The sequence below is a fragment of the Acinetobacter sp. LipI_15 genome (genome assembly GCF_058242865.1).
On the sequence record NZ_JBZAYN010000001.1, the window covers coordinates 1,898,400 to 1,922,515 of the forward strand.

25 protein-coding genes are annotated in these 24,116 nt (G+C 40.8%); 10 read left to right on the forward strand and 15 right to left on the reverse strand.

The window, feature by feature from the left end:
* Positions 1 to 3: 3 nt before the first annotated feature.
* The 12 genes from AC4CU0_RS09155 to AC4CU0_RS09210 form a co-directional block, all read right to left on the reverse strand.
* Complete coding sequence (locus AC4CU0_RS09155) at positions 4 to 1,443, reverse strand: M48 family metalloprotease (RefSeq protein ID WP_490742991.1); 1,440 nt, start codon at positions 1,441 to 1,443, stop codon at positions 4 to 6.
* Positions 1,444 to 1,528: 85 nt separating this feature from the next.
* Entirely contained in the window at positions 1,529 to 2,500 is a 972-nt protein-coding gene (locus AC4CU0_RS09160) for a 2-hydroxyacid dehydrogenase (RefSeq protein WP_180094218.1), read from the reverse strand.
* Between the two features lie 20 nt (positions 2,501 to 2,520).
* Positions 2,521 to 3,168 carry a hypothetical protein gene (locus AC4CU0_RS09165; protein ID WP_180177948.1) on the reverse strand — a complete coding sequence of 216 codons (648 nt, stop codon included), beginning with the start codon at positions 3,166 to 3,168 and terminating at the stop codon, positions 2,521 to 2,523.
* A gap of 171 nt (positions 3,169 to 3,339) precedes the next feature.
* Entirely contained in the window at positions 3,340 to 5,229 is a 1,890-nt protein-coding gene (locus AC4CU0_RS09170) for a M48 family metalloprotease (RefSeq protein WP_490742992.1), read from the reverse strand.
* Between the two features lie 91 nt (positions 5,230 to 5,320).
* Positions 5,321 to 6,859, reverse strand: coding sequence for an amidophosphoribosyltransferase (gene purF / locus AC4CU0_RS09175; RefSeq protein ID WP_078188865.1), 1,539 nt, complete (start codon positions 6,857 to 6,859; stop codon positions 5,321 to 5,323).
* A 24-nt stretch (positions 6,860 to 6,883) separates the two neighbouring features.
* Positions 6,884 to 7,471, reverse strand: coding sequence for a CvpA family protein (locus AC4CU0_RS09180; RefSeq protein ID WP_078188866.1), 588 nt, complete (start codon positions 7,469 to 7,471; stop codon positions 6,884 to 6,886).
* A gap of 5 nt (positions 7,472 to 7,476) precedes the next feature.
* Positions 7,477 to 8,478, reverse strand: coding sequence for a quinone-dependent dihydroorotate dehydrogenase (locus AC4CU0_RS09185; RefSeq protein ID WP_180003012.1), 1,002 nt, complete (start codon positions 8,476 to 8,478; stop codon positions 7,477 to 7,479).
* A gap of 90 nt (positions 8,479 to 8,568) precedes the next feature.
* Positions 8,569 to 9,048, reverse strand: coding sequence for a type II secretion system protein M (locus AC4CU0_RS09190; RefSeq protein WP_078188869.1), 480 nt, complete (start codon positions 9,046 to 9,048; stop codon positions 8,569 to 8,571).
* Positions 9,048 to 10,187, reverse strand: a complete 1,140-nt coding sequence (gspL, locus tag AC4CU0_RS09195) for a type II secretion system protein GspL (RefSeq protein WP_490742993.1) — start codon at positions 10,185 to 10,187, stop codon at positions 9,048 to 9,050. The genes AC4CU0_RS09190 and gspL overlap by 1 nt, the downstream gene beginning before the upstream one ends.
* Before the next feature lie 27 nt (positions 10,188 to 10,214).
* Complete coding sequence (locus tag AC4CU0_RS09200; RefSeq protein ID WP_490742994.1) at positions 10,215 to 10,670, reverse strand: SixA phosphatase family protein; 456 nt, start codon at positions 10,668 to 10,670, stop codon at positions 10,215 to 10,217.
* Positions 10,671 to 10,749: 79 nt separating this feature from the next.
* Positions 10,750 to 11,823, reverse strand: a complete 1,074-nt coding sequence (locus AC4CU0_RS09205; protein ID WP_180023883.1) for an NAD(P)H-dependent glycerol-3-phosphate dehydrogenase — start codon at positions 11,821 to 11,823, stop codon at positions 10,750 to 10,752.
* Between the two features lie 60 nt (positions 11,824 to 11,883).
* A complete protein-coding gene (locus AC4CU0_RS09210; RefSeq protein ID WP_171525909.1) occupies positions 11,884 to 12,474 on the reverse strand; it encodes a nitroreductase family protein in 591 nt (196 codons plus the stop codon).
* 212 nt (positions 12,475 to 12,686) lie between these two features.
* Here AC4CU0_RS09210 and AC4CU0_RS09215 point away from each other — a divergent pair, with 212 nt between their 5' ends.
* On the forward strand, positions 12,687 to 13,076 hold the full coding sequence (locus tag AC4CU0_RS09215; protein WP_078188876.1) for a hypothetical protein: 390 nt from the start codon (positions 12,687 to 12,689) through the stop codon (positions 13,074 to 13,076).
* A gap of 98 nt (positions 13,077 to 13,174) precedes the next feature.
* On the opposite strand, the gene rhlB is transcribed toward AC4CU0_RS09215, so the two are convergent.
* Both rhlB and AC4CU0_RS09225 read right to left on the reverse strand, forming a co-directional pair.
* Positions 13,175 to 14,326: an ATP-dependent RNA helicase RhlB gene (gene rhlB / locus AC4CU0_RS09220; RefSeq protein ID WP_180003018.1), complete on the reverse strand. Its 1,152-nt coding sequence runs from the start codon at positions 14,324 to 14,326 to the stop codon at positions 13,175 to 13,177.
* A gap of 99 nt (positions 14,327 to 14,425) precedes the next feature.
* Positions 14,426 to 14,638 (reverse strand): cold-shock protein, encoded by a 213-nt coding sequence (locus AC4CU0_RS09225; protein ID WP_005014923.1) that lies wholly within the window; start codon positions 14,636 to 14,638, stop codon positions 14,426 to 14,428.
* 415 nt (positions 14,639 to 15,053) lie between these two features.
* Between AC4CU0_RS09225 and AC4CU0_RS09230 the strand changes: the two genes are divergently transcribed.
* From AC4CU0_RS09230 to AC4CU0_RS09255, 6 genes are all read left to right on the forward strand, one after another.
* On the forward strand, positions 15,054 to 15,248 hold the full coding sequence (locus tag AC4CU0_RS09230) for a sulfurtransferase TusA family protein (protein ID WP_078189214.1): 195 nt from the start codon (positions 15,054 to 15,056) through the stop codon (positions 15,246 to 15,248).
* Positions 15,249 to 15,391: 143 nt separating this feature from the next.
* Positions 15,392 to 16,261, forward strand: a complete 870-nt coding sequence (gene rpoH, locus AC4CU0_RS09235; RefSeq protein WP_078188879.1) for an RNA polymerase sigma factor RpoH — start codon at positions 15,392 to 15,394, stop codon at positions 16,259 to 16,261.
* A 171-nt stretch (positions 16,262 to 16,432) separates the two neighbouring features.
* Positions 16,433 to 16,798: a DUF423 domain-containing protein gene (locus AC4CU0_RS09240; protein WP_180010328.1), complete on the forward strand. Its 366-nt coding sequence runs from the start codon at positions 16,433 to 16,435 to the stop codon at positions 16,796 to 16,798.
* A 57-nt stretch (positions 16,799 to 16,855) separates the two neighbouring features.
* Positions 16,856 to 17,053 carry a sulfur carrier protein ThiS gene (gene thiS, locus AC4CU0_RS09245; protein WP_180007313.1) on the forward strand — a complete coding sequence of 66 codons (198 nt, stop codon included), beginning with the start codon at positions 16,856 to 16,858 and terminating at the stop codon, positions 17,051 to 17,053.
* A gap of 12 nt (positions 17,054 to 17,065) precedes the next feature.
* Positions 17,066 to 17,851 carry a thiazole synthase gene (locus AC4CU0_RS09250; RefSeq protein WP_490742995.1) on the forward strand — a complete coding sequence of 262 codons (786 nt, stop codon included), beginning with the start codon at positions 17,066 to 17,068 and terminating at the stop codon, positions 17,849 to 17,851.
* A gap of 67 nt (positions 17,852 to 17,918) precedes the next feature.
* Positions 17,919 to 18,605, forward strand: coding sequence for a hypothetical protein (locus tag AC4CU0_RS09255; RefSeq protein WP_490742996.1), 687 nt, complete (start codon positions 17,919 to 17,921; stop codon positions 18,603 to 18,605).
* An 80-nt stretch (positions 18,606 to 18,685) separates the two neighbouring features.
* Here the strand turns inward: AC4CU0_RS09255 and AC4CU0_RS09260 are convergent, their stop codons facing one another.
* Positions 18,686 to 19,297, reverse strand: a complete 612-nt coding sequence (locus AC4CU0_RS09260; protein WP_490742997.1) for a glutathione binding-like protein — start codon at positions 19,295 to 19,297, stop codon at positions 18,686 to 18,688.
* A gap of 215 nt (positions 19,298 to 19,512) precedes the next feature.
* Here AC4CU0_RS09260 and AC4CU0_RS09265 point away from each other — a divergent pair, with 215 nt between their 5' ends.
* The 3 genes from AC4CU0_RS09265 (at position 19,513) to trmB (ending at position 24,077) form a co-directional block, all read left to right on the forward strand.
* The gene (locus AC4CU0_RS09265; protein WP_490742998.1) at positions 19,513 to 20,955 is read left to right on the forward strand and encodes a SulP family inorganic anion transporter; all 1,443 of its coding nucleotides are present in this window, start codon (positions 19,513 to 19,515) and stop codon (positions 20,953 to 20,955) included.
* A gap of 289 nt (positions 20,956 to 21,244) precedes the next feature.
* A complete protein-coding gene (locus tag AC4CU0_RS09270; RefSeq protein WP_490742999.1) occupies positions 21,245 to 23,185 on the forward strand; it encodes a sensor histidine kinase in 1,941 nt (646 codons plus the stop codon).
* A 175-nt stretch (positions 23,186 to 23,360) separates the two neighbouring features.
* Positions 23,361 to 24,077, forward strand: coding sequence for a tRNA (guanosine(46)-N7)-methyltransferase TrmB (gene trmB, locus AC4CU0_RS09275; protein WP_490743000.1), 717 nt, complete (start codon positions 23,361 to 23,363; stop codon positions 24,075 to 24,077).
* The last annotated feature ends 39 nt before the right edge of the window (positions 24,078 to 24,116 follow it).

Sequence of the window (24,116 nt, forward strand, 5' to 3'; positions counted from 1 at the left end):
TCTTTATATTTTTAATTTCCGTTCATTTTGCATTTCATCTACACGTTGCTTGATTTTCGCAGCAAGACTTTTCGAGTCTTTGGCGATGCGCTGCGCCTGTAGCAAAGATTTAATCGCGCGCTCTTCATCCCCACCCCAATACTCCACTTCAGCTCGATATCGCAGCACATTGACCGAACGGAAGCTTGCATCTTTGTCTGCATCAGCCATTTGCAACATCAGTCGCCAACCACTCAAGTCGCGTGGATTTGCTTGTAAAAATCGCTGTAGAATCAGTTGTGCTTGCGCATATTCTTTGTTTCGAATCAAAGCCTCTGCATATTTATAATTTAATGCACGATTTTCAGGCATGATGATTGCCGAACTTTTCACAGCGTTCACGGCTTCAGCCGCTTTGTTTTGACCCAACAGCACATCGGTCTGCAAAATAGTAAAAAGTGCATGCGAAGCATTTTGTTTTGCTGCTTCATTTAATAACTTTTGAGCAGCACTAAAGTCACCTTGTTTAATATGCAAGCTCACCAAAGCCAACTCAGCTGCATAGTTCTTTTGTGCCACCATTGCATTTAATTGCAATTCAGTCGCCTGACCTGATAGTACTCGACTATACCAACGCAGAATTTCAAAATCTTGATCAACCAAACTGGTTTTAACTTTAGGCAACTGATTGGCACGTAAGCGCGCTTCGCTCATACGCTCCGTGGTTAATGGATGCGTCAACCAAAAATCAGGCAGAAAGCTCACTCGACTCGTAGAGCGATGCATCACTTCAAAGAAATCAGCCATGCTCTGCGGATTGTATCCAGCACGGTACATATACTGCATCCCAATACGGTCTGCTTCACGTTCTTGGTTTCGGCTATAGGTTAGCTGTTTATCCATCAAAGCAGCTTGTGAGCCCATCATTACAGCCGCACCGACATCACCATCTGCCTGCGATGCCACCAAGGCTCCGACCAAAATACCAGCTAGTGACAATAAACCTTGCCCTTTAAAGGCTTCTTGCGAACGACTGTAATGACGTTGTGATACATGTGCAATTTCATGCGCCATCACCCCTGCCACTTCATCCATGTTACGTGCTGAATTAATTAATCCTGCATTTAATGCAAACAAGCCACCTGGTACAGCAAAAGCATTAATTTGTGGATCATTAATTAATAACAATCCGACCGGTTGGTTGAGTTGGGTTTGGCTCAAAATATGCGTAAAGACAGATAAAAGACGATCTTCCATCCACGGATTTTCAGTCACAGGAAGTTGACGATGCACCTCACGATACACCTTCTCGCCAATGGCACGCTCTTTTTGTTGATCCAACAAGCCGACGCCACTACCTATTTCAGGCACAGAAAATTGTGGGGATGAACTAAAATCTACGGACTGCGTCTGCGCCAATGTCGAACAAAGCCCGAGACCACATGCCAGTAAAATCTTTTTCAAGGTCTATTCTCTAAATTTCATATTCGTACTTCATCGAATATAGCATTGAATTTTGGTGAATTATGGAGAAAACTGTTGTGATTGTTTATTCAAATTTTGGATTGACCACATAGCGTGGCGCGCGCTCATGTACCAAAACATCCACTAGATTTTGATAAGCCAATTCCGCCATACGTTTACGAGTTGCCGCTGTAGCTGAACCCACATGGGGTAATGTCACGACATTGGCTAATGTAAATAATGGCGATTCTTGAAGTGGCTCTTGCTCATACACATCTAAGCCTGCTGCAAAAATTTGACCATGACTTAATGCATCGATTAAAGCGGCTTCATCAATTACTGAACCGCGTGAAATATTCACCAATACCGCATGCGATTGCATCAAGGCCAACTCACGTTCACCAATTAAAGCTTTCGATTCTGCATTTAAATCCACTGCAACGACCACAAAGTCAGCACGTTGCAACAAATCATCCAAATCGCAATATTGCGCTGATAACGATTCAGCCAATTCAATTTTTTCTCGGCGATTATGATAGAGTACATTCATATTAAAGCCATAGCGAGCACGACGCCCAATGGCTGCGCCAATATGTCCTAAGCCAATAATACCAATAGTTTTAGCAAAGACATCCATGCCAAATTGCTCAGGGCCCACTGTACGCTTCCACTGCCCTTGTTTGGTCCATTGATCCAATACAGGCACTTTACGTGCTGCACTCATCAATAAGGTAAATGCTAAATCTGCTGTAGTTTCCGTCAATACATGCGGAGTATGGCTCAACCAGATATTTTTTTGATTTAAAAATGCTAAATCATAGTTGTCATAACCGACACTTACACTTGAGATGACTTTTAATTGTGATGCATGCGCTAAATTTGAGGCATTCAACAAACGTCCCGCACCAATCATGGCGTCAGCATCTTTTGAATGCTCAAGAATTTGCTGATTCACATCGCCCAATTTAGGACTAATTTGGAAAACTTTAAATTGCTGTTCTAAACGTTGGATTATTTCTTGATCTATTTGACTAAAAACCACTACTTTTTTTTGCATAAATTTTCCATTTACGTAATTTAAGTATTTTGTCCTGCCTTGTTTTGCATAAATTGCCATAGGCGTTTTTTCAATAAAGGCTGTTCAATCATTTGCTGTAAAGATGCCAGTGGATACACCTTCGCATGCTCTAAATGCGGAATATCGCCTAAGCAAATGACATTTTTATCCAAGCTCATCGCATCGATAAAGCCCTGCACATAAGATGCTGCACCACGACCATCTTGCAAATTCACCCAACCAAACGGCCACTGTAAAGCAAAGAAATCTGCACTGACTGCGCGCTGAATATTGCTCCACAAAACTTGCTGCTCTGCAGTTAATTCTGTGGCATTAATGACAATGACACAGTGCATTAAACAGATGGCTTCTAAGTTAAACGAAGGGATTTGAACAATCGGACGAACTTCAACAGGCTCAACACCCTTAGGTTCATCTTTAGGTGCTTCTACAGGTTGATTTATAACAACATCAACGTTCTTTTTAAGCTCAGTCTGTGATGGAACAGGCGTTGGCTGAGGCGCATTTTTGAGTAGGATTTCAGAGACTATTTCAGGAGCCGCCTGATCTCGCCAAATATTTGAGCTAAATTGCTGACACGGTGCCGCCTGAGGAATCCATACATCAATTCCCATTGCCGCCATTATGCTTCGCTGATGCCCAATCATGCTTTCATTTTCACCTATTCAAGGCTTGATATTCTAACGGGATTCACACTTTTTTGTTGAACTTTTATAAAGCAATTAGACCACTCTATTTCTTTAATGATTTAGTAGAATCGCTCAAGCTACTTTTGATTCTCCCCACAATCTATTCATAAATCAAGCAGCTATAAACAATTATACGATCATTAAACTATTTTTCTTTTGCATTAATTCAACCATTTCAGCCGATTCAAATCCAATACGCCAATATAGCAACTGCAAAACATCCAACTCATCTTGCGTGATAATTCGATCATTCCATAGACATACTTCTGCAACCCCAAGGATGCTTAAACGCTCACGCAGCAACAATCCTGAAATATCATTCAGGATTTCAGCCAAATCAATTGGCTCATCAGAAATATCACGATAAAACTCTAGTTCTTCTTTCGTTAAGATTCGATTGAGGATTTTTTCACGTACTTCGAGCTGGTTATCACTGTTAATTTGTTGCACATGCAACAAGGCATCAATCAAACGCACAATACTCGGTTTTACATCTTCTAATGATGTAGGTGTATGTGCAGGCAAAAGATTTAACTCATATTTCACTGTTTCAAGTAGCAAGGCATCGAGTAGACCAATTTCACCATCTTCTTGAATAATCTTGGCCAGCTTGGTTAAGAACTGCCGTGAAATTGTCGCAGGCATGGCACCAATATTTTTACATGCTTCATGAAAAATTGAGATATGTACACGACCATCAAGATTCAATAAGGCATCTACAATCGCACGACTCACCTCAGCTTCAGTCGGAATAAACTCTCGATACTGACGAATCATTAAAATCGCAACCATGACCTCACGCGAACCCGTTGCTGTTTGTAAGGCACGTTGGATTAATTCAGGTCTCTGCCAATTTTCACGAATCTCGGGGTTCAACGGTTTAATTGCATCTCTTATCGCAAAACTAATCGGTGATAAGCGCAGTAAAGGCAATGGTTGTGGCGAATTCCATGGTGTTGCAACATCTGGATTAGCTTCTTCCAGTGAACGGAATAAATAAAATAGCGGTTGGTTTCGCAGTTTTTTTAAATTTTCAAGTTGCAGGTCATGAATGAGCGCTGGATTTAATTCAAAAATGCGCTGTTCAATACTCGGATGAATATTCATCCAGTTTTGCGGACTGAGTGAGTTTGCAAAACACATATGAGAAATCGATTCCGCATATTCACTATGAATTTGCGAACCTGAATGATGCACATAAATCCTTAATAAGGTTTGAATATTGGCATCATTTTGAATCAGACGTTTGGTTTTCTGATCATTGCGATAGGTTCGAGAACCCAAAGAGATATATTTAATAAAGCGGGAAATCAAAACACCCAAGCTTCCGATCAACCAAATGACCGCGCCAATCGCTACAAAGAGGGTTTCAAACTTATTGTCCCGTGCTTGTCCATTTTTATAGAAACCACGTTTTGCAATTTTACTACCCCACTGACTAAAGGTCGTCAAACCGCTATAAAAGATTTTCAAACGGGTATTTTCCGCAGCTTCCCCTGACAAGATTTTATTAAATTCATGGCTCAGCAAACCATACATTTCCATCTCATCTAAGGTTTGTAATGCACCCCAGGTTAAAATGATCGATGTATCTCGAGGGCTAAAACCTGCGGTGAGTGCATTTACACCCACTTCATCGGGTAAGACATAAAGTGCAGGAGTATCGATTAGAAAGGTATCTGCCAATTGCTCTGTCATACGCAGTGCAACACTTTCTTCAGGAATACTTTCTATCAGACTGAGACGACGCGCACCTAACTGTTTGGCAAGTGAATAACCACCTAAGCGAAAGGTGTAAAAATCATAGAGAACTGAAACCAACATATTCAGCAGCACAGCTGCCACTAAAAATGGGCTAAGGACATGCCAATAGATAGACTGAGTGGAATCATAATAATCCACAATTAAACCGACAATTACATTAATAATTGCGACGGTCAAAAACACTGCCGCCATACACATGGTGACAGGCCAAAACATATTTTTGTTTTTTATAAAATCATAACCCACACGTCTCAATGTAATACCCTTAAGCTACATTGTCTTTTGTTTGCTCATCATAAATGAAAAAAGCGGGAAATTCCCGCTTTTTCAGTGTGTTTTCAGCAGATTATTCTTCGCGAACACCTGTTAAATCCACAGAAGCCGCATCAATGTTAACATCAATATAGGCTGGCTTTTCATTTTTTGCAGAGTCATTACGCTTACGCTCTAAAGCTGCCAAATATTCAGCATCAATACCGCCTGCCACATATTTACCATCAAATACCGAGCAATCAAAGTCCTGTAACTCAGGGACTTTCTTGGTGCGAACAGCAGATTTTAGATCTTCCAAGTCTTGGAAAATTAGGCGATCAGCACCAATAATTTCACGAATTTCTTCAACGCTACGTTCAGACGCAATCAGTTCAGATTTGGCAGGCATATCGATACCATACACGTTTGGATATTTCACCATCGGTGCAGCAGATGCAAAGAATACTTTTTTCGCACCTGCATCACGCGCCATTTGAATGATTTCATTACAAGTCGTACCACGTACAATCGAGTCATCGACCAAAAGTACGTTTTTGCCTTGGAACTCTAGCTCTACAGGGTTAAGCTTTTGACGCACAGATTTCTTACGAAGTTGCTGACCCGGCATAATGAAGGTACGACCGATATAACGGTTCTTCATGAAGCCTTCACGGAATTTCACACCTAAAGTATTTGCAAGCTCTAGCGCTGAAGTACGTGAAGTATCAGGAATTGGGATCACGACATCGATATCGTGCTCATCGCCCCATTCACGTAGAATTTTCTGAGCAAGTTTTTCGCCCATTTTCAAACGTGCTTTGTAAACTGAAATACCGTCAATGGTTGCATCTGGACGCGCAAAATATACGTATTCAAAGATACAAGGACGATATTCAGGGGCTACTGCACACTGCTTGGTCGACATCACGCCATCAGCAGTAATATAAATTGCTTCACCCGGTGCAATATCGCGCTCAACCTTAAAGCCGAGCGCGGTAATTGCGACAGATTCAGACGCAATGATATATTCCATACCATTTTCAGTTTCACGAGAACCGTAAATCAATGGACGAATACCATTTGGATCACGAAAACCCACAAGGCCCTGACCGGTGATCATAGCAACAACCGCATAACCACCTTTGCAACGTTCATGCACACGTGAAACCACGTGGAATACATCTTCAGCGCTTGGTGTAAGTTTTGCGCGTTTTTGCAATTCGTGAGCAAATACGTTTAACAATACTTCTGAGTCTGAATCGGTGTTCATGTGACGTAAGTCAGTCGTGAACAAGTCATCATGAATTTCAGCAGCATTGGTTAAGTTACCATTATGTGCAAGCGTGATGCCATAAGGTGAGTTTACATAGAATGGCTGAGCTTCAGCACTGCTTGAAGAACCAGCAGTTGGGTAACGAACATGGCCAATACCATAATTACCCTGTAATGCACGCATATGACGTGTGTGGAACACATCACGTACCATACCCGTATCTTTACGCAGGAATAAACGACCATCCTGACAAGTTACGATCCCGGCTGCATCCTGTCCACGATGTTGTAACATCGTTAACGCATCAAACAACATTTGGTTAACAGGTGATTTACCAGCTATACCAACTACTCCACACATAGCAACCTCGCAGACAAGCTAGGGTTAATAAAAAGGATTATTTGTTGACTCACCCGATCCAGAACGTCCGTGCTTGTTCTGCGACTCAGATGGGAGGTCTGAAGATTTCTGAGCATCTTCAGACTGAATATGATGAAGTGCTTGATTTGCAGCATCTTTGGACAATTCGGTTGCCCAAGGCGCATATGGCAATAATGACTGAACCATTTTAGATTGTTTCCAATGTGGTGAACTTTCTACCCAAGGACCTAGCCCCTGCATAGTGATCAGCACCACCAACAATCCTTTTAAGCTTCCAAAAACACCACCTGCCAGTCGATTTAGAGGACCGAGCTTTAATGTTTTCAAAATACTGTTCAATAACCATGTCGCGACCCAAGTCATGACTACAATCAACAATACAATAAATGCGAACGCGGCAATCTTCTGTACCACTGGATCTGTACTTAAAGATGTCATCGAAGGTGCAAGGACGGTTGCATACTTTGCCGCAATGACAAGTGCAAGAATCCATCCAATGAAGTTCGCAAAGGCTTTTACAAATCCTTGACGCAAACCGTTAAGCCCTCCAATGAGCAAAATAATCAGTATAAAGATATCAATGGTATTCATGATATTTACAATGCGTCTACGCAGTCTTTTACAAGTGTCGGACCTGTATATATGAGGCCACTATACACTTGTACAAGGCTAGCTCCTGCTTTTTGTTTCGCAACAGCATCCGCGCCCGACAAAATACCACCTACACCGATCAATGGAATTTGACCGTTTAATACTTTAGCAAAAGCCGCCAAACATGCCGTACTTTTTTCAAAGACTGGCGCACCGGATAGACCACCTGCTTCATCACCATATGGAAGGCCTTCAACACCTTCACGTGACAAAGTCGTATTGGTAACAATCAGACCATCAATTTTAAATTTTAACAATTGTTGGGCAATAAAATTAATGTCTTCTGGTTCTAGATCTGGTGCAACTTTAAGTACTAAGGGTACATAATGTTGATTTTCATCCGCCAACTCGAGTTGACGTTTCTTGAGTGTCTCTAACAGTTCAGTCAAAGCATCACCGCTTTGTAAGCTGCGAAGATTTTTTGTGTTAGGAGATGAAATATTAACCGTAATATAAGAAGCGTAGTTATAAACTTTTTCTAGACAAATCAGATAATCGTCAACTGCTTTTTCAACAGGTGTGACTGCATTTTTACCGATATTGATCCCAAGTACACCCTTAAATTTTGCAGCTTTGACATTTTCGATCAGCTGATCCACGCCATCATTATTAAAGCCCATACGGTTAATAATGGCTTTTGCTTTCGGTAAACGAAATAAACGCGGTTCAGGGTTACCTGATTGTGGAAGTGGTGTAATTGTACCAATTTCAATAAAGCCGAAGCCCTGGCTCGCCAGCGCATCGATATAAGCACCGTTTTTATCAAGACCGGCTGCTAAACCAACTGGATTCGGAAATTCGATTCCCATACATGTCACTGGTTTAGACGCCACGTTTTGACGCATCATTCCCATCTTGTGAGAAGATTTCAACAGCGATAATGTCAGCTCATGTGCACGCTCTGGTGCTAAAGTAAACAACAAAGGGCGGGCTAGAGAATACAACATATCTATAAAAGTCTACTGCTTTTTAAGTCGGCATATTATAGGCACAGCACAAATAAAACACCATGCTTAGCAGATCTTTATTTTTACCGATTATTGTACACTCGCTGTTAATTTGACCTGTCCCGCTTCAGAACTTAATTCCATCTTTTCAATACTTAAGCCCATTTGAACCAATTGCGTCAAAAAATTGGCCAGAATTGCATAATTTTCATGCATCACTGCAATCTGTATTTGCTCACCGACTTGTTGAGATGCCACGGATAAACCCTGTTGTTGCGATACACGCTGAACTTTTTCCAACGCGCTCAGTTGTGTATCACCTGCTGGTTTCATCGTGACGGCATTACTTTGCATCCAAACAACAGTATCTTTGAGTTCATTCACGCGCTTTTGTTGAAAATTTGCAGCTTTGTTCATATAAAACAGTGCCGAACCAATCGCTGCCACTACAACAAAAATCGTGGTAAAGATCACCATGACTCGTTCACGTGTTGACAGTTGGTCTAAATAATCAGTGATGCGCTCAATTTGCCCATCTATACGTTGCTGTAGGTTTTCCATTTTTGTCATTATTGTATTTTCACCAATCCAATCGCGCCATTGGCACTTGGTTGAATATTCCCTAATTCAACTTTAAAACCTTGTTGTTTTAATTGATTGGTTAGGGTTTGTAGTACTTCTGCCGAATTGGCTTTTAGCTCCATATTCAACATCGAGGCTTCATAACTCACACGATTTGCAGAAATTTGGTTTTGCATTAGAACAGGACCAACACGGCTCAGTAAAGACAAAGCCTGTGCATTGCCCGTTTGACTCTGACGCAATTGTGATTCGAACTGGCTTTTCAGCGTTTGTTCAGTGACAGGATAGCTTTGACCAAACCAATATTTAAACTGATCAATCGCTTGTGCCGCAGTGATATTGGCCACTTTTTTGTATTGATACCAGCGAACTGCATCATAACTAAACTGAGTAATTAGAGCCGCAACCAAAACAGCTGCACATGCTTTCCAATAGCCACTCACACCCGTATTGGCTTTGGCTTTCGGCAAAACATTGAGTGGATGTTGTTTCGGTTTTTTTATATTGGGTAATTCATAATGAAAAGATTCAATGTGATCATGCGTTACAGCGGCTTCAAGACTATGCGTCTGATCTGAACTTAGATTTGAAATCTTATAGTTCGGCTGACCAATTTGATAATCTAAGTACAATGCCAAATCATCAACAGACTGACCGACATATTCACTATTTCGGACCAATAAATGACCACTGACATTTGCCAAAACATGTTGCCCTGCTTCTGGACTTGGCAAGACCAAAAAGTCAGGTAATAACGAAATGACTTTCACAGGGATTAGTGTCAAAGCATGCTGCATCGTTTCGACTGTACTATGCGCAATCCCCATGACCGTTAATTCATCTGGACTTTGAAAATGATGCAATACTTTCATTGCATCCAAAGGCAAAATGACATATTCCTCAAGTAAATATTTTACGCCGTCTGGGCCAAGTTTTTTATATTGGTTTTTTGGAAAATTTTGCTGAATGATTTGTACATCACGACTTGGAAAGAAAACAACCGCTTCCTTTCCCGCATACGGCTGAATTTCCTGAATTAACTGTTCAAGTGTCGATGACTGCTTCCAGAAATCCCCTTCTGACCATTGCCAAACCCCATTGGCTTCGGGCATCCATAAATACAACATTAATTTTTCTGCCGTTTTAATTGGTTTTTATGTTGATGGTATAAACGTTTTTATTTGTGTCGACAATCCTGGAGCAATGACCGCTTGTTCATAAATACGCGCTTCTGCCAAAGCATAGGGATTAAAATATTCTGAGACCAAAACACTGGCCATATGTGCCACAACGTTCATATGACACACCACCACAATAGACTCATACGGTAAATGTGACAACCACTCCACTGCAACTTTGGCATCATCTTCTGGTTTGATGGCATTACAAATGACCACAGGCACATGTGGAAAATGTGTTTGCAAAAATGAAAGTGTTTGCTGCGCACGCAGTAGCGGACTCACTACAAATACGTCCGGTTGAATTAAATCTTTCAAATACGCTGCTGTTTCTGCTGCTTGAGTTTGTCCGCGCGCTGTTAAAGGACGCTTTTCATCATTCCCCATTACTGGCGGAGCAGCTTCGCCATGCCTAACCAATGTCAGTTGCATAAAATTTCCTTATTCTATTCCGCACATTATATACAGCCAGTATGACAAAGCTATGTGTATTGCATATTAATCAGCAAACTTAAACTTGCTGATGTGGCAAGACAAATTCAACGTCACTGCGATGTCCATTTTTCATCAATGACAATGCAATGTTCAGGGCCGGCGCACCTTCAAAAATCACTTCGTACAATGCACTGGTAATTGGCATATACACACCGAGCTCTTCAGAACGTGCGCGTACTTGCACAATCGTATTAATCCCTTCCGCAGTTTGTCCGAGTTCTTTGGTGGCTTGTTCTAAGCTTTTACCACTACCGAGTGCAAAGCCGACTTGGTAATTGCGGCTGAGTGGACTACTACAAGTTGCAAATAAGTCACCGACACCAGATAAACCTAGGAAGGTTAATGGGTTTGCGCCTAATTTCACTGCAAAGCGGCTCATTTCTGCCAAAGCACGTGTCAAAATCATACTCTTGGTATTTTCACCGACACCATAAGCCGCAGCTAGACCCATCGCGACTGCATAGATATTTTTCAGAGCACCGCCCAATTCCACGCCATGCACATCATCACTGGCAAATACACGGAACAACGCACTGTGTAACGCTTGTTGAACTGCATAACGAACCAGCTCAGATTGGCTTGCGATCACTGTTCCTGCTGGTTGTCCTGCAACAATTTCCTTCGCCAAGTTTGGCCCTGAAAGCACACCATAAGGGACTTCAGGAAGTTCTTCACGAATAATATCGCTCATAAAGCTAAAGGTATTGGCTTCAATACCTTTGGTTAAAGACACCACTGCTTGTGACGTGATAAAAGGCTTGATCTGCTGTAAAACACTACGGAAAGAATGGCTCGGAATGGCCACCAAAATAATGTCACGATTACATACTGCTTTTTCTAAATCTGAAACAGCAAGCAAACTTGCTTCTAATTGAAAATCTGGCAAGTAACGTTTATTAATATGTGTTGCATTAATGTCCGCAGCTACCGCCTCATCACGAATCCATATCATGGTGTCACAGCCATTACGTACTGCGGTATTGGCCATCGCAGTACCAAAACTCCCACCACCCAACACCGTAACACGTAGTGCAGTTTTTTGGTCAACTGACACAGGGCTAACAAGACTTGCAAAATCAAGTTCTGACATTGTTCTTTTATCCTAATTTCTTTACTGATCGAACTTCATCAATCGATCTATTTTTCACTTTTATTGGTTTGCTTTATGCCAATGGCTTACAAAGTCAGCAGACTGTATTTCAGCACGAGGTGGAATTGCTTTCACTGCTGTACCGATATAAATAATGCCTGAAATCAAATCGTTTTCCGTTAAGCCTAAGGCTTGTTTAAACAATTTAGATTCAACCACCGCCCCACTACGCCACATGGTTGAAAAGCCCTGTGCTTGTAAAGAGAGCAAAAAGTTTTGTACTGCTGCGCCTGAACTTAAGATTTGTTCGAAATGCGGAACTTTGGGATGATCTTGTAATTGAGTTAAAGCCAAAACCAATAGTGGCGCACGAAATGGATGGTGTTTCACACGTTCCAACTGCGCTTCTTCTGTTTGTCCAGTATCGGCTAAAGCATGTGAAAGCAACTCACCAAATGCTTCACGTTCAGTTTCAGGAATAATCACGAAACGCGTAGGCTTAAGACGATGATGATCTGGCGCCGTTAAAGCGGCTTGAAACGCATTTTCCAATTGCTCAGCATTCGGCGCAGGTTCAATTAAATGACCAATCGACTGACGCTGATGAATATTTTGATGAACTGTATCAACTGCTGATTTTAGAATTGACATCTATACACTGTACTTTAAAACGTTTGCTCAAGATTAGCATATTCTCAATAACTTACTCTAGAATGTTTACATCAGACTCGGTGCTTATTTGTTAAGTCAGCTTTATTCACAGATTTACTATAAAAAAACCGCATAACTTGTACAGCAGTTCCCTGTTCTATAAGAAATTTTATGTTCAAATAAATCAAATTGTTTCTAACTCGGGGCACCGCATGAAAAAATTCAACAAAACTGTTGCCATTGTTAGCACGCTAAGCGCAACTGTGCTTTTAGCTGCATGTACATCTACGCCAACAAAATCTTTAGCGATTCAAAAACCAAATAATCAATATGAAGTGACTGCCGTAGGTAAAACCAGTTTAGCGGCAAAAAATAATGCAATTGCAGCTGCAAATAGTACCTGTGGTAAAAATGCGACCCCTGTCGTGGTGGATGAAAAGCAAGAATACAACGGAGTTTTAAAAGGCGTGGTCGATGAAAAGACAGGTCAAATGATTCAGGCGGCGGCTGGCGTACTTGGCACCATTACTGGAAATAGTGGTAGCATCAGCAAAGATGATGATTACCAAACCGTACTAACCTTTAGTTGCCGTGCAAACTAAAACGCTAGTCTGTGATTTTGTTTTGTCATTAACTCAAAATAAAATAGTCGACATGAAATAAAAAAGCCCGCAAATCTGCAGGCTTTTTAGAAGCAAAATTAGCAATAACCGTCTAAACGGGTTAAAGGTAATTTTTGACCAATGGCTTTTTCAATTTCAGGCAGTGAAAAAGCATCATCTTCAGACAAGAAACTAATACTCACACCACGAGTACCTGCACGACCTGTACGACCGATACGGTGAACATAATCATCAGACTGTTCAGGAAGTGTGAAGTTCACTACATGAGAAACACCATCGACATGGATACCACGACCCGCAACGTCTGTTGCAATCATGATGTTATGTTGACCATTTTTGAACTGATCAAGCATTTTCAAACGCTTATCTTGAGCAATTTCACCTGACAACATCACCACTTTATAACCGTCTTTTTTGAGATGATCATAAAGTTTACGCACTTGATCACGACGGTTGGCAAAGATCATGACCTTTTCAATTGGTTCATCACGTAAGATGTCTTCCAATAATTTATATTTATCAGACTTCGCCACCATGTAGACACGTTGCTCTACATCTGCATTAGTTTTTTTCTCAGGTTCAATTTCAACAGTTACTGGTTCAAACAACCATTGCTGTGCCAAATTTAAAACGTCATAACTAAATGTTGCAGAGAACATTAGCGTTTGGCGTTGTTCTTTACGTGGTGAAAAGCGCACAATACGTTTCACTGAAGGAATAAAGCCCATATCTAAAAGACGGTCAGCTTCATCGATCACTAAAAATTCAATTTGATCGAGCCAAACTTCTTTTTGTTCAACAAAGTCAATTAAGCGACCCGGTGTCGCCACCATAATGTCGACAAAATTACGATTTAATAGATTTTTTTGCTTATCAAAATCTACCCCACCGAGCAAAGTCATGACATTGAGATCAGTGTATTTCACTAATTCTTTTGCATCACTTTCAATTTGCAAAGCAAGTTCGCGCGTTGGTGCAAGAATCAATGCACGCGGTTCACCACGATAACGCTGTTCCTTAATTGGATTATTCAACAAGTCATTGATCACACTGACCAAGAAAGCCGCAGTCTTACCAGTACCAGTTTGAGCACGACCAATAGCGTCATGTCCAGCCAATGTAAATTTTAAAACCTTTTGCTGAATAGGCGTCATATCCTTAAAACCCAAAGCATCAATGGCTTTTTTAAGGTTCGGATGTAAATTTAAGGTTTCAAAACCTGATGACATATAGATGTGCCCTAAATGAATAATCACAAAATTGCTGAAGCATTATAAACAAAAAACGCCCCAATTTACATTGGAGCGTTTTTGAGTACATTCAGACGATTAGTCTAAAGGTTGTACTTCTTCAGCTTGGAAGCCTTTTTGACCTTTAACAACGCTGAATTCTACGCGTTGGCCGTCACGAAGTGAACGGTGGCCTTCGCCCATAATTGCGCGGAAATGAACGAATACGTCGTCGCCGCCGTTACGTTGAATAAAGCCAAAGCCTTTAGTGTCGTTGAACCATTTAACAACGCCTTGTTCACGAGCTGTCATAAGTTAATCCTTATCGTATTTAAAAAAGAAGGACCACCCGGTGTTGCAAACAGCAGACCAAACAAGGTTAAAAAAAATATTTTTATTTCTAAGCTTGTAATCATTCTGTAAAACTATCAACAAAATCCCGGTTACATCCAAATATATCAAGAGTTAAGAGGCTTCACAGCCAACAAAAATCTTAACAACGCAACGAGCTTAACACGGGTTTACCGCAAATAATAGATTTTTTTGATCTATTTTCCTTTTGAATATTCTTATTTTTTCACATCGTTTGAGTTATAAATCACAAAGGATTTTTGCCTATTTTAGGTTGGGATTTGGCACTGTATTTGCTAATATTTCCATTGAAATGTAAACATGTTGGATCTGCTTCGTGAGTGACAGCCAAAATTCGCTTTTAATTGTAGATGCCATGGGTAAACCCTGCCCGATGCCGCTATTGATGCTGAAAAAAGCTTTAAAGAAAAGTCCAGACCAATCTTTATTGTTAAAGTCATCGGATCCGCACAGCCAACAAGATGTATCACGATACTGTCAAATACATCAGTTAAACTGTGAAATGCGCAAAATTTCAGATTCTGAGTTTCATTACTTAATTGAATCTTAAAAAGATTCAGTTAAACTAAATTGCTTCATAATTGAATAAAAGTTTACATTTCTATACCCAATTTTCCATAATTTACGGAAATATTGGATTAAGATGAATCTTAGTTATTGGGCTTACCCATTTTTAGTTCTCAAGGAGAAAACATGAGTGACAGCAGCAATCAATTGATGCCCCTGTCATTATCGGCACCTGGGGTGAATCTTGGTGCTTATATTAGTACTGTTAATCAGATTCCAATTTTATCGGCCGAACAAGAAAAAGAGCTGGCCGAGCGTTATTATTATGACCAAGATTTAGACGCAGCTAAAATGCTAGTAATGTCGCATCTTCGTTTTGTTGTGCATATCGCACGTAGCTATGCAGGCTACGGCTTGCCACAAGGTGACCTGATTCAAGAGGGTAACTTGGGCTTAATGAAAGCGGTAAAACGTTTTGACCCAAACATGGGCGTACGTCTTGTATCTTTTGCTGTGCATTGGATTAAAGCAGAAATTCATGAATATGTGATTCGTAACTGGCGTATTGTCAAAATTGCGACCACTAAAGCGCAGCGTAAATTATTCTTTAATTTACGTAGCTTAAAAAAGTCGTCTAAAAAATTAACTTTGGCTGAAGCACAGTCAATTGCCAATGACTTAAATGTGACACCCGAACAAGTCTTGGAAATGGAAGGCCGTTTAACCGCTTATGATGCTGCATTTGAAGCTCAAGGTGATGATGACGATGAAGGTTCGACTCATGTTGCTCCTGCCCTTTATCTCGAAGATAACCGTTACGACCCTGCGCGTTTAGCGGAAGATGAAGACTACGAAGAACAAAGTACTTCAGCTTTACATGAAGCCATGGATCAGCTGGATGATCGTTCACGTAACATCTTACAACGTCGCTGGTTAGATGACGAAAAGTCGACACTGCATGAATTGGCGGCGGAATATAATGTATCTGCTGAACGTATTCGTCAGTTGGAAAAAAATGCGATGGAAAAAATTAAAGTCGCAATGTCTTCAAACTAAGTTGAAGGCTTTTCCCAGTCATACTAAAAAAGAGCATTTCGATGCTCTTTTTTTTATGCCTGAATATTGTCGAATGACAAACTGCAACACAAAAACTTTGGGCATTTTTGCTTTAACCCAAGGTACTAAATATGCTATGGTTATGCGCAAATTTTGTTAAGGTGAATGCACATGTGGATTGCCATTTCCGCACTTAACTTAGCTTTTGCTGTGATGCTTGGTGCCTTTGGTGCACACGGATTAAAAGCGCGCGCGACTGAAGCCCAATTGGCTTGGTGGCAAACTGCAACGGACTATTTCTTTTATCATGCACTAGGCTTACTTGCCCTCGCGATCTTATCCAAAGTCATTCCCCAACTTCCAATTAAAGCTAGTTTCCTCCTTATACAAGTTGGTATTTTCTTCTTCTGTGGTTCTTTATATGTGATGGCTCTAGGCTTACCACGTGGTCTCGGAGCCATTACCCCGATTGGTGGAGCGCTGATGATTGCTGGATGGCTCATATTGGCATGGAATGCGTTTAAATACGCAAAATAATCAACAGCAGATATTGGTCTTACTCAATAGGTAAGGCAGCAAGAACGGAATCCGCAAATGCAAATCTATTTAAACGGCGAAGCTACACAAACCGAATGTGTCAACCTCTTGCAATTGGTTCAACAATTACAACTGGAAGGCAAACGCTTCGCTGTTGAAAAAAATGAAATGATTATCTCGAAAAGTAAATTGGAACAAACCCCAATTACTGAGCAAGATCATATTGAAATTATTCATGCCGTAGGTGGCGGCTAAAATGGAGCTCCCATGGAAGATACACCCCTTATCATTGGTTCACGTACATTTAATTCACGACTTTTAGTTGGTACAGGTAAGTACAAGGACTTAACGGAAACTGACCAGGCCATTCAAGCCAGTGGTGCTGAAATTGTGACCGTTGCCATTCGCCGTGTGAATATTGGTCAACATCCAGACCAACCAAACTTGCTTTCAGTGGTTCCACCTGAGAAATATACGATTTTGCCAAATACAGCAGGTTGTTTCGATGCGAACAGCGCGATCCGTACTTGCATGTTGGCGCGTGAACTCTTAGATGGTCACAATTTGGTTAAACTTGAGGTTTTAGGGGATGAGAAAACCCTATATCCAAATATTACCGAGACTTTAAAAGCTGCACGTACATTAATTGACGATGGCTTTGAAATCATGGTTTATACCTCAGATGACCCAATTGTGGCACAAGAACTGGAAAGCATGGGCTGTGTAGCCATTATGCCTTTAGGTAGCCTTATTGGCTCAGGTTTAGGCATTCTCAACCCACATACTATTTCGATCATTAAAGACAATGCCAAAGTACCTGTCTTGGTCGATGCTGGTGTCGGTACAGCAAGTGATGCAGCGATAGCGATGGAATTGGGCTGTGATGGCGTATTAATGAATACAGCAATTGCAGCAGCTCAAAACCCTGTTCTGATGGCTTCAGCGATGAAAAAAGCTGTTGAAGCTGGTCGTGAAGCTTTCCTAGCAGGACGTATGCCTCGTAAACGCATGGCAAATGCCAGTTCACCTGAAACCGGATACTTCTTTAAATAAGAACTCATTCACGGTATAAAAGAGGACTCATTTGAGTCCTCTTTTTGATTTTGAAAACCTGATAACAATGAAAAAATCTCATATATTTTGTACTTTGAGTCTTTGTGCCGCATCTAGTTGGCTGTCTGCCCAAGTGCCTAGCACAGCCAAATCACTTGCGCCTCAAGGTTGGAACATTTTGATGACTACGACTGGCGACCTAAACAAAGATCAAATGCAAGATGTTGCGATGATCGTGGAAAAGCAAAAAGTCGATGTAGCGACCTATGATGACGATGGCAAAGTCGTTCATAACCATCCACGAAAACTCATCGTGTTTTTTAAAACCGCAAAGGGATATCAACGTATCGTTGAAAACAATAGCATCCCTGTCGCTCAGCAACCCAATTCATGCTTACTTGACCCACTTGCTGAAGCAGAAGACATCCAAATCAGTAAAGGCAATTTACTCGTTCATTTTAGTTATTTTATGGCTTGTGGTGGCTGGGAATGGCCCCGACATAGTTATACCTTCCGTTGGCAAAATCAACGCTTTGACCTGATTGGTTTTGACTACAGTAGCTTTCACCGAGCTTCTGGTGAAGAAACATCGAAAAGCTATAATTTTTCGACCTTAAAACGTAAGGAAATTGTAGGCGGCAATATGTTTGAAGATGCCAAAACTCAAACCAAATGGTCAACCTTCAAATCACCACAGCAACTGACGCTTAAAAATATTAACTTTGATGATTTCTATACACAGTTCGAGTACTAAGTTGAACCTGAGCAATGCCAATCTAGCAATAAACAAACCGCCAATTTCGGCGGTTTGTTTATTCAATTTCAAAACTTAACTTAAGGAATTAAACCTTCATCACGCATCGCAATTTGAACTGATTGACGCTCTGCAACTTTGTTGCGTAAAGCAATGATATTTTTATATGGCGTTAAATCTTGACCGATGCCATTTGACCAATTTGTCAGTACAAAGAGATAAGCATCTGCTGGGCCAAAGTTATCATCGACCAAATAGTCGTTATCTGATTCACCAATCGCTTTATCGATGTATGTCAATAAACGATCAATTTCTGCATAAGCTTTTTCTTTAGCGTCTGCATCTAGTGGAGCACCAAAGAATACGGCATAAGCATCATGTAATTCTGAGTTCAAATAGCCAAGCCATTCTAAAACTTTGGCACGACCTAAACCTGATGGCGGAATTAAATCTTGTTTTGGATCATGCTGTGCAAGGAACGGTAAAATGGCCACGTTCTCGGTCAGGATCAAACCTGGGTTAATTTCTAATGCAGGTACATAACCTTTTGGGTTGATCTCGTAATAATCCCCCCCTTTTTCTGTTTTATGGTTTTTTAGGTCAACACGGACCAAATCAAAATCGACATTAATTTCATTTAAAATTATATGTGATGCTAATGAACATGCACCTGGAGAATAATAAAGCTTCATATCTGATCCTTGTTATGTACTATTCAATGTTTTAAATCTCTTCTGTCAAACTTTCAAGTGATCAAACCTGTAAATTGCAAAAAAGCGTAAATGCTGAAACACATATACTCATTGACTATTGTCCATAATCAAGAAGATTTCAAGTCAATCTGTTATGCATTTTTATACTCAGTTGTTTTAACATAGCCGCGTTTAAGATTTGATGAAAAGTTACCGTGTTACAACTTAAAAAAGAACAATGGTTTTCCAATATTCGTACCGATGTGCTCGCTGGCTTAGTAGTTGGACTGGCACTAATTCCAGAATCGATCGCCTTTTCAGCTATTGCTGGGGTTGACCCTCAGGTTGGTTTGTACGCTTCGTTTTGTATCGCCGTCACCATTGCCTTATTTGGTGGTCGTACAGCAATGATTTCAGCTGCTACGGGTGCGATGGCCTTACTTATGATCACATTGGTCAAAGATCATGGTTTGCAATACCTTTTGGCTGCCACGGTTTTAACTGGTGTCATACAAATCATTGCTGGCTATTTTAAAGTGGCAAAACTCATGCGCTTTGTCTCGCAGTCAGTGGTGTATGGTTTTTTAAATGCACTCGCGATTTTGATTTTTGTCGCACAGCTTCCTGAAATGTCAAAGATGGATAGTTTAGGCTATGTCTTTATGCTTTTAGGGCTTGCAATAATTTATCTGTTTCCATATCTACCAAAAATTGGCAAAGCCATTCCATCTCCGCTGATTTGCATTATTGTCCTCAGTGGCTTGGCATTATTTTTAGGTGCTGACCTGCGTACTGTCAGTGATTTGGGTAAGTTTCCAGAGACTTTACCCATGTTCTTGATTCCTGAAATTCCTTTCAATCTTGAAACCTTCACGATTATTTTCCCTTATTCCATCACCCTAGCAACAGTTGGCCTATTAGAAACCATGATGACCACGACAGTGATCAATGAAGTCACTGGAACTGAAGGAGATCGTCATCAGGAATGTCGTGGTCAAGGGATTGCCAATATTGTCAGTGGCTTTATGGGCGGCATGGCTGGATGTGCCATGATTGGGCAGTCGATTATTAATGTTAGTTCTGGCGCGCGAACTCGCCTTTCCACTTTGGTTGCAGGTATATTTTTGTTGTGTTTGGTGGTGTTCTTAAAAGACTGGTTGGCCTATGTCCCAATGGCTGCCTTAGTCGCAATTATGGTCATGGTGTCATTCACTACGTTCCAATGGAATTCAGTCAAGCAATTTTCAAAGCATCCAATGTCTTTTAATGTCGTGATGATTACTGTGGTGATCGTGGTGCTTGCAACACATAACTTGGCGCTTGGCGTATTGGTTGGTGTGCTCCTCTCTGCGTTGTTTATTATCAATCAATTAGAAAGTTCGGTAAAAGTCATATCAGAACTTAAAGACAACGTCCGTAGTTACACGGTCTATGGGCAAATTTTCTTTAGTAGCTCTGAGAGTTTTTATCAATTTTTTGATTTTCAGGAGATTGTTAGTCATGTACGAATTGATCTGAGCCATGCCCATATTTGGGATATTACCTCAGTCAATATTTTAAAAAATGTCGTGCAAAAATTTGAGTCAAAACACATTCAAGTAGAGGTCTTTGGCTTAAATGCAGCAAGTAGCACTTTACTTGACCGTGTCAGTGACTAATGGATTTTTGAATATTCACTTTGAATCAAATCAATTTTCAATAAAGTGTGACCTATTGAAACCCTATGCAGGATGTATATAGCAAAGGGTTTCAAAAATCGAAGCTCTGATGTGTAATGACATTACATATAATACTAAGCCTATAAAAAAGAGAAAAATTCACCATTCATTCGATTTAACTGTATAATTCATCTCATAAAATTATAACTATCAAAAATAAAACAAAGATTTGATGTGACTTTCTATATATTTTTTTAAATTGTGGATACACAAAATTGGGGGAATTTTGATGGTTTGGTTTTGGTCACGACACTGCATTCAAGCAAATCGGCTGCTGGTCTTAGCGAGTCTATTTTGCCTGCTATGTTGTATCGCTATACCCAGTTTTGCCAATGCCACCCCACAGATCTCAAGCAGTCATTGTCCTGTTGAAATTACCCATATTGCCACAGCTAAAAGCGCTGTCGAGCAAGAGCGCCCACGTACAGGTTGGCAAAATCTGCAAAAGCTTCCAGACACTTGGAATAAGCGTTGGCCGGATTATCATGGTATCGCTTGGTACAAAATCCAATTTAAGTTGAACTGTAATTTCCATCAGTTAAATCAACCCATTGCTATCGCTATACAAGGCATCACCCAAAGTGGACGGGTTTATATCAACGACGCCCTACTTTGGCAAGATTACATTTCAGCAGAACATTTTTCACGAAGCCAACATCAACCTAGACTATTGAACTTGCCTAGCTCGAGTTTAAAGCAAGGTGTAAATACCATTTGGGTGCAAGTGTATGGTTCAGTGACCCAAAAATCAGGACTCAGTTCAGTTCGAATTGGGGAATACCCGCAAGTCTATGACACCTTTAAAATTTGGTTACTCGAACAACGACAATTAGTCGAACTGAATACGATGATTAATTTCGTCGTGGCTGTGTTCTTTTTTTTAGCATGGCTCGCCAATCCTAATGAAAGAGCTTACTTATGGTTAACCATTACAGGCATGGCTTGGGTGTTTTATAGCCTGTGTATTATTTTTAATGGGCCAATTGCATTTCTAACCACCGTACAGGTCGACCGCCTACAAAATATTATTTTCTGTTTTTATACGGTATTTGGCTGTATTGGTGCGTGGTATTTTGCAAACCATCCCTTCCCGAAAATTCAAAAACTATTATTAAGCCTTGCTACTATCGCAGCGCTCTGTATTGGTTTTGCGCCAGAGGCTTATTTAAAGACCGTCATCCAAATTTGTTTTAGCTTCTTTGTTTTGGTCTTTGTGGCCAAATGTATTAGCTATCCGTACTTGGCGTATAAAGCCAAAATGGCTGAAACCTATTTGCTTGCAACGCTGTATCTGATTTATTTACCGATTGCAGTACATGATGCGCACTTTATGATGACCATGGAAGGCCATGCGCTCTCGCCCTATACCGGGCCAGTGACCACCCTCGTCTTGGGCGGTGTACTGGCTTTGCGTTTAGCTCGACACACCCGTCAAATTGAGCGTTTTAATAAGACCTTAAATGAAAATGTACAACGTGCAGAACTGAAACTCGCCACTTCACTTGGTCAACAACATCAACTCGCACTTGAAAATGCACGACTTCAAGAACGAATTCATTTATCTCATGACTTACATGATGGTTTAGGCGGATCAATTGTCCGTTCAATTTTACTGTTAGAACAAAATGATAAAATTGAAAAACCACAAATCATGTCGATGCTTAAACTGTTCCGAAATGATTTAAGACAAGTTATCGATTCGGGTTCAAGTATAGGGACGAAAGTTCCAGACACTCCGATCGAATGGGCGGCACCGATTCGCCATCGCTTTGTACAGCTCTTTGAAGAATTAGATATGAGCTCGAGCTGGAAAATTGCTGCCGAATGGACTCACTCACCTTCTGCGACCCAATGTCTCAATTTGATTCGCGTTGCAGAAGAAACCCTCACCAATATTTTAAAACACAGTCAAGCAAGTAAAGTTCATTTCAGTTTGTGCCAAACAGAAACTCAGTTGGTATTACGTATTGAAGATAATGGTATAGGCTTCAACCCTAACGATGTTGAACAAGGTCTACATGTTGGTCTACATAGTATGCAAACACGAATCCATCGTATCGGTGGTGAATTTAAAATACAGTCACAGCCGGGTTGTACCGTTATTGAGGCCATTTTGCCATTTAAACCTGATGGTGCTGACAGTGAAGATCTTTATGAAAAAACAGCCTAGATTAATGTTAATTCATGACTTTTGAGCTAAGTAATTCACTGTACATGGCAAATGCGAAGCACGGCTCCAATCGGTAAGATTGAGCAAAAAGCGGATTTATTCACGGTAAAAAATTTGACTTGTGCAACTCAGGACTTAAAATATCGCATTCGAATTTTTTACATTTGCCAAAGTTATGTCGAACGATCAATTAGACCAGCACGCTGTAGATCTGGATAACCTAAACGAACACCGTGAAATCGTGACGTTTATGCGCCGCTCTGCGCCACTTAATACTTCGCAACGTACTGCGCTGGAACAATATGGTCATCTAATTTTGGAATACCCTGTTGGTGATTTGCGTCAGCATTTTGAACACCCTGAACGCCCACTAACTGTCGAAATCGGTTTTGGTATGGGTCGTTCTTTGGTACTAATGGCAAAAGCAAACCCAGAACGTAACTTTGTCGGCATTGAAGTACATGTTCCCGGTATCGCTCAATGTGTGTATGAAACAGGTCTTGCAGGTTTAACTAACCTTCGAGTATTAGATGCTGATGCCATCCAAGTGCTACGTGAAATGCCAGATAACAGTATTAACACTGTGCAATTATACTTCCCAGATCCATGGCAGAAGAAACGTCATTTCAAACGTCGTTTTGTATCTCATGACCGTATGCCATTGGTTGAAGAAAAATTAGAAATCGGCGGCACATTCCACTCAGCGACTGACTGGGAACCGTATGCTGAATGGATGATCGAAGTGCTTGAAGAACGTCCACGTCTGGAAAACCTTGCAGGTAAAGGCAATAGCTACCCTCGTCCAGATTGGCGTCCGCAAACTAAGTTTGAACGTCGCGGAATTGAAGCAGGCCATAAAATTAATGACTTCATCTTCAAAAAAGTAAACTAACTTTGGAATAAAGCAAAAAACCACCGTTAGCGGTGGTTT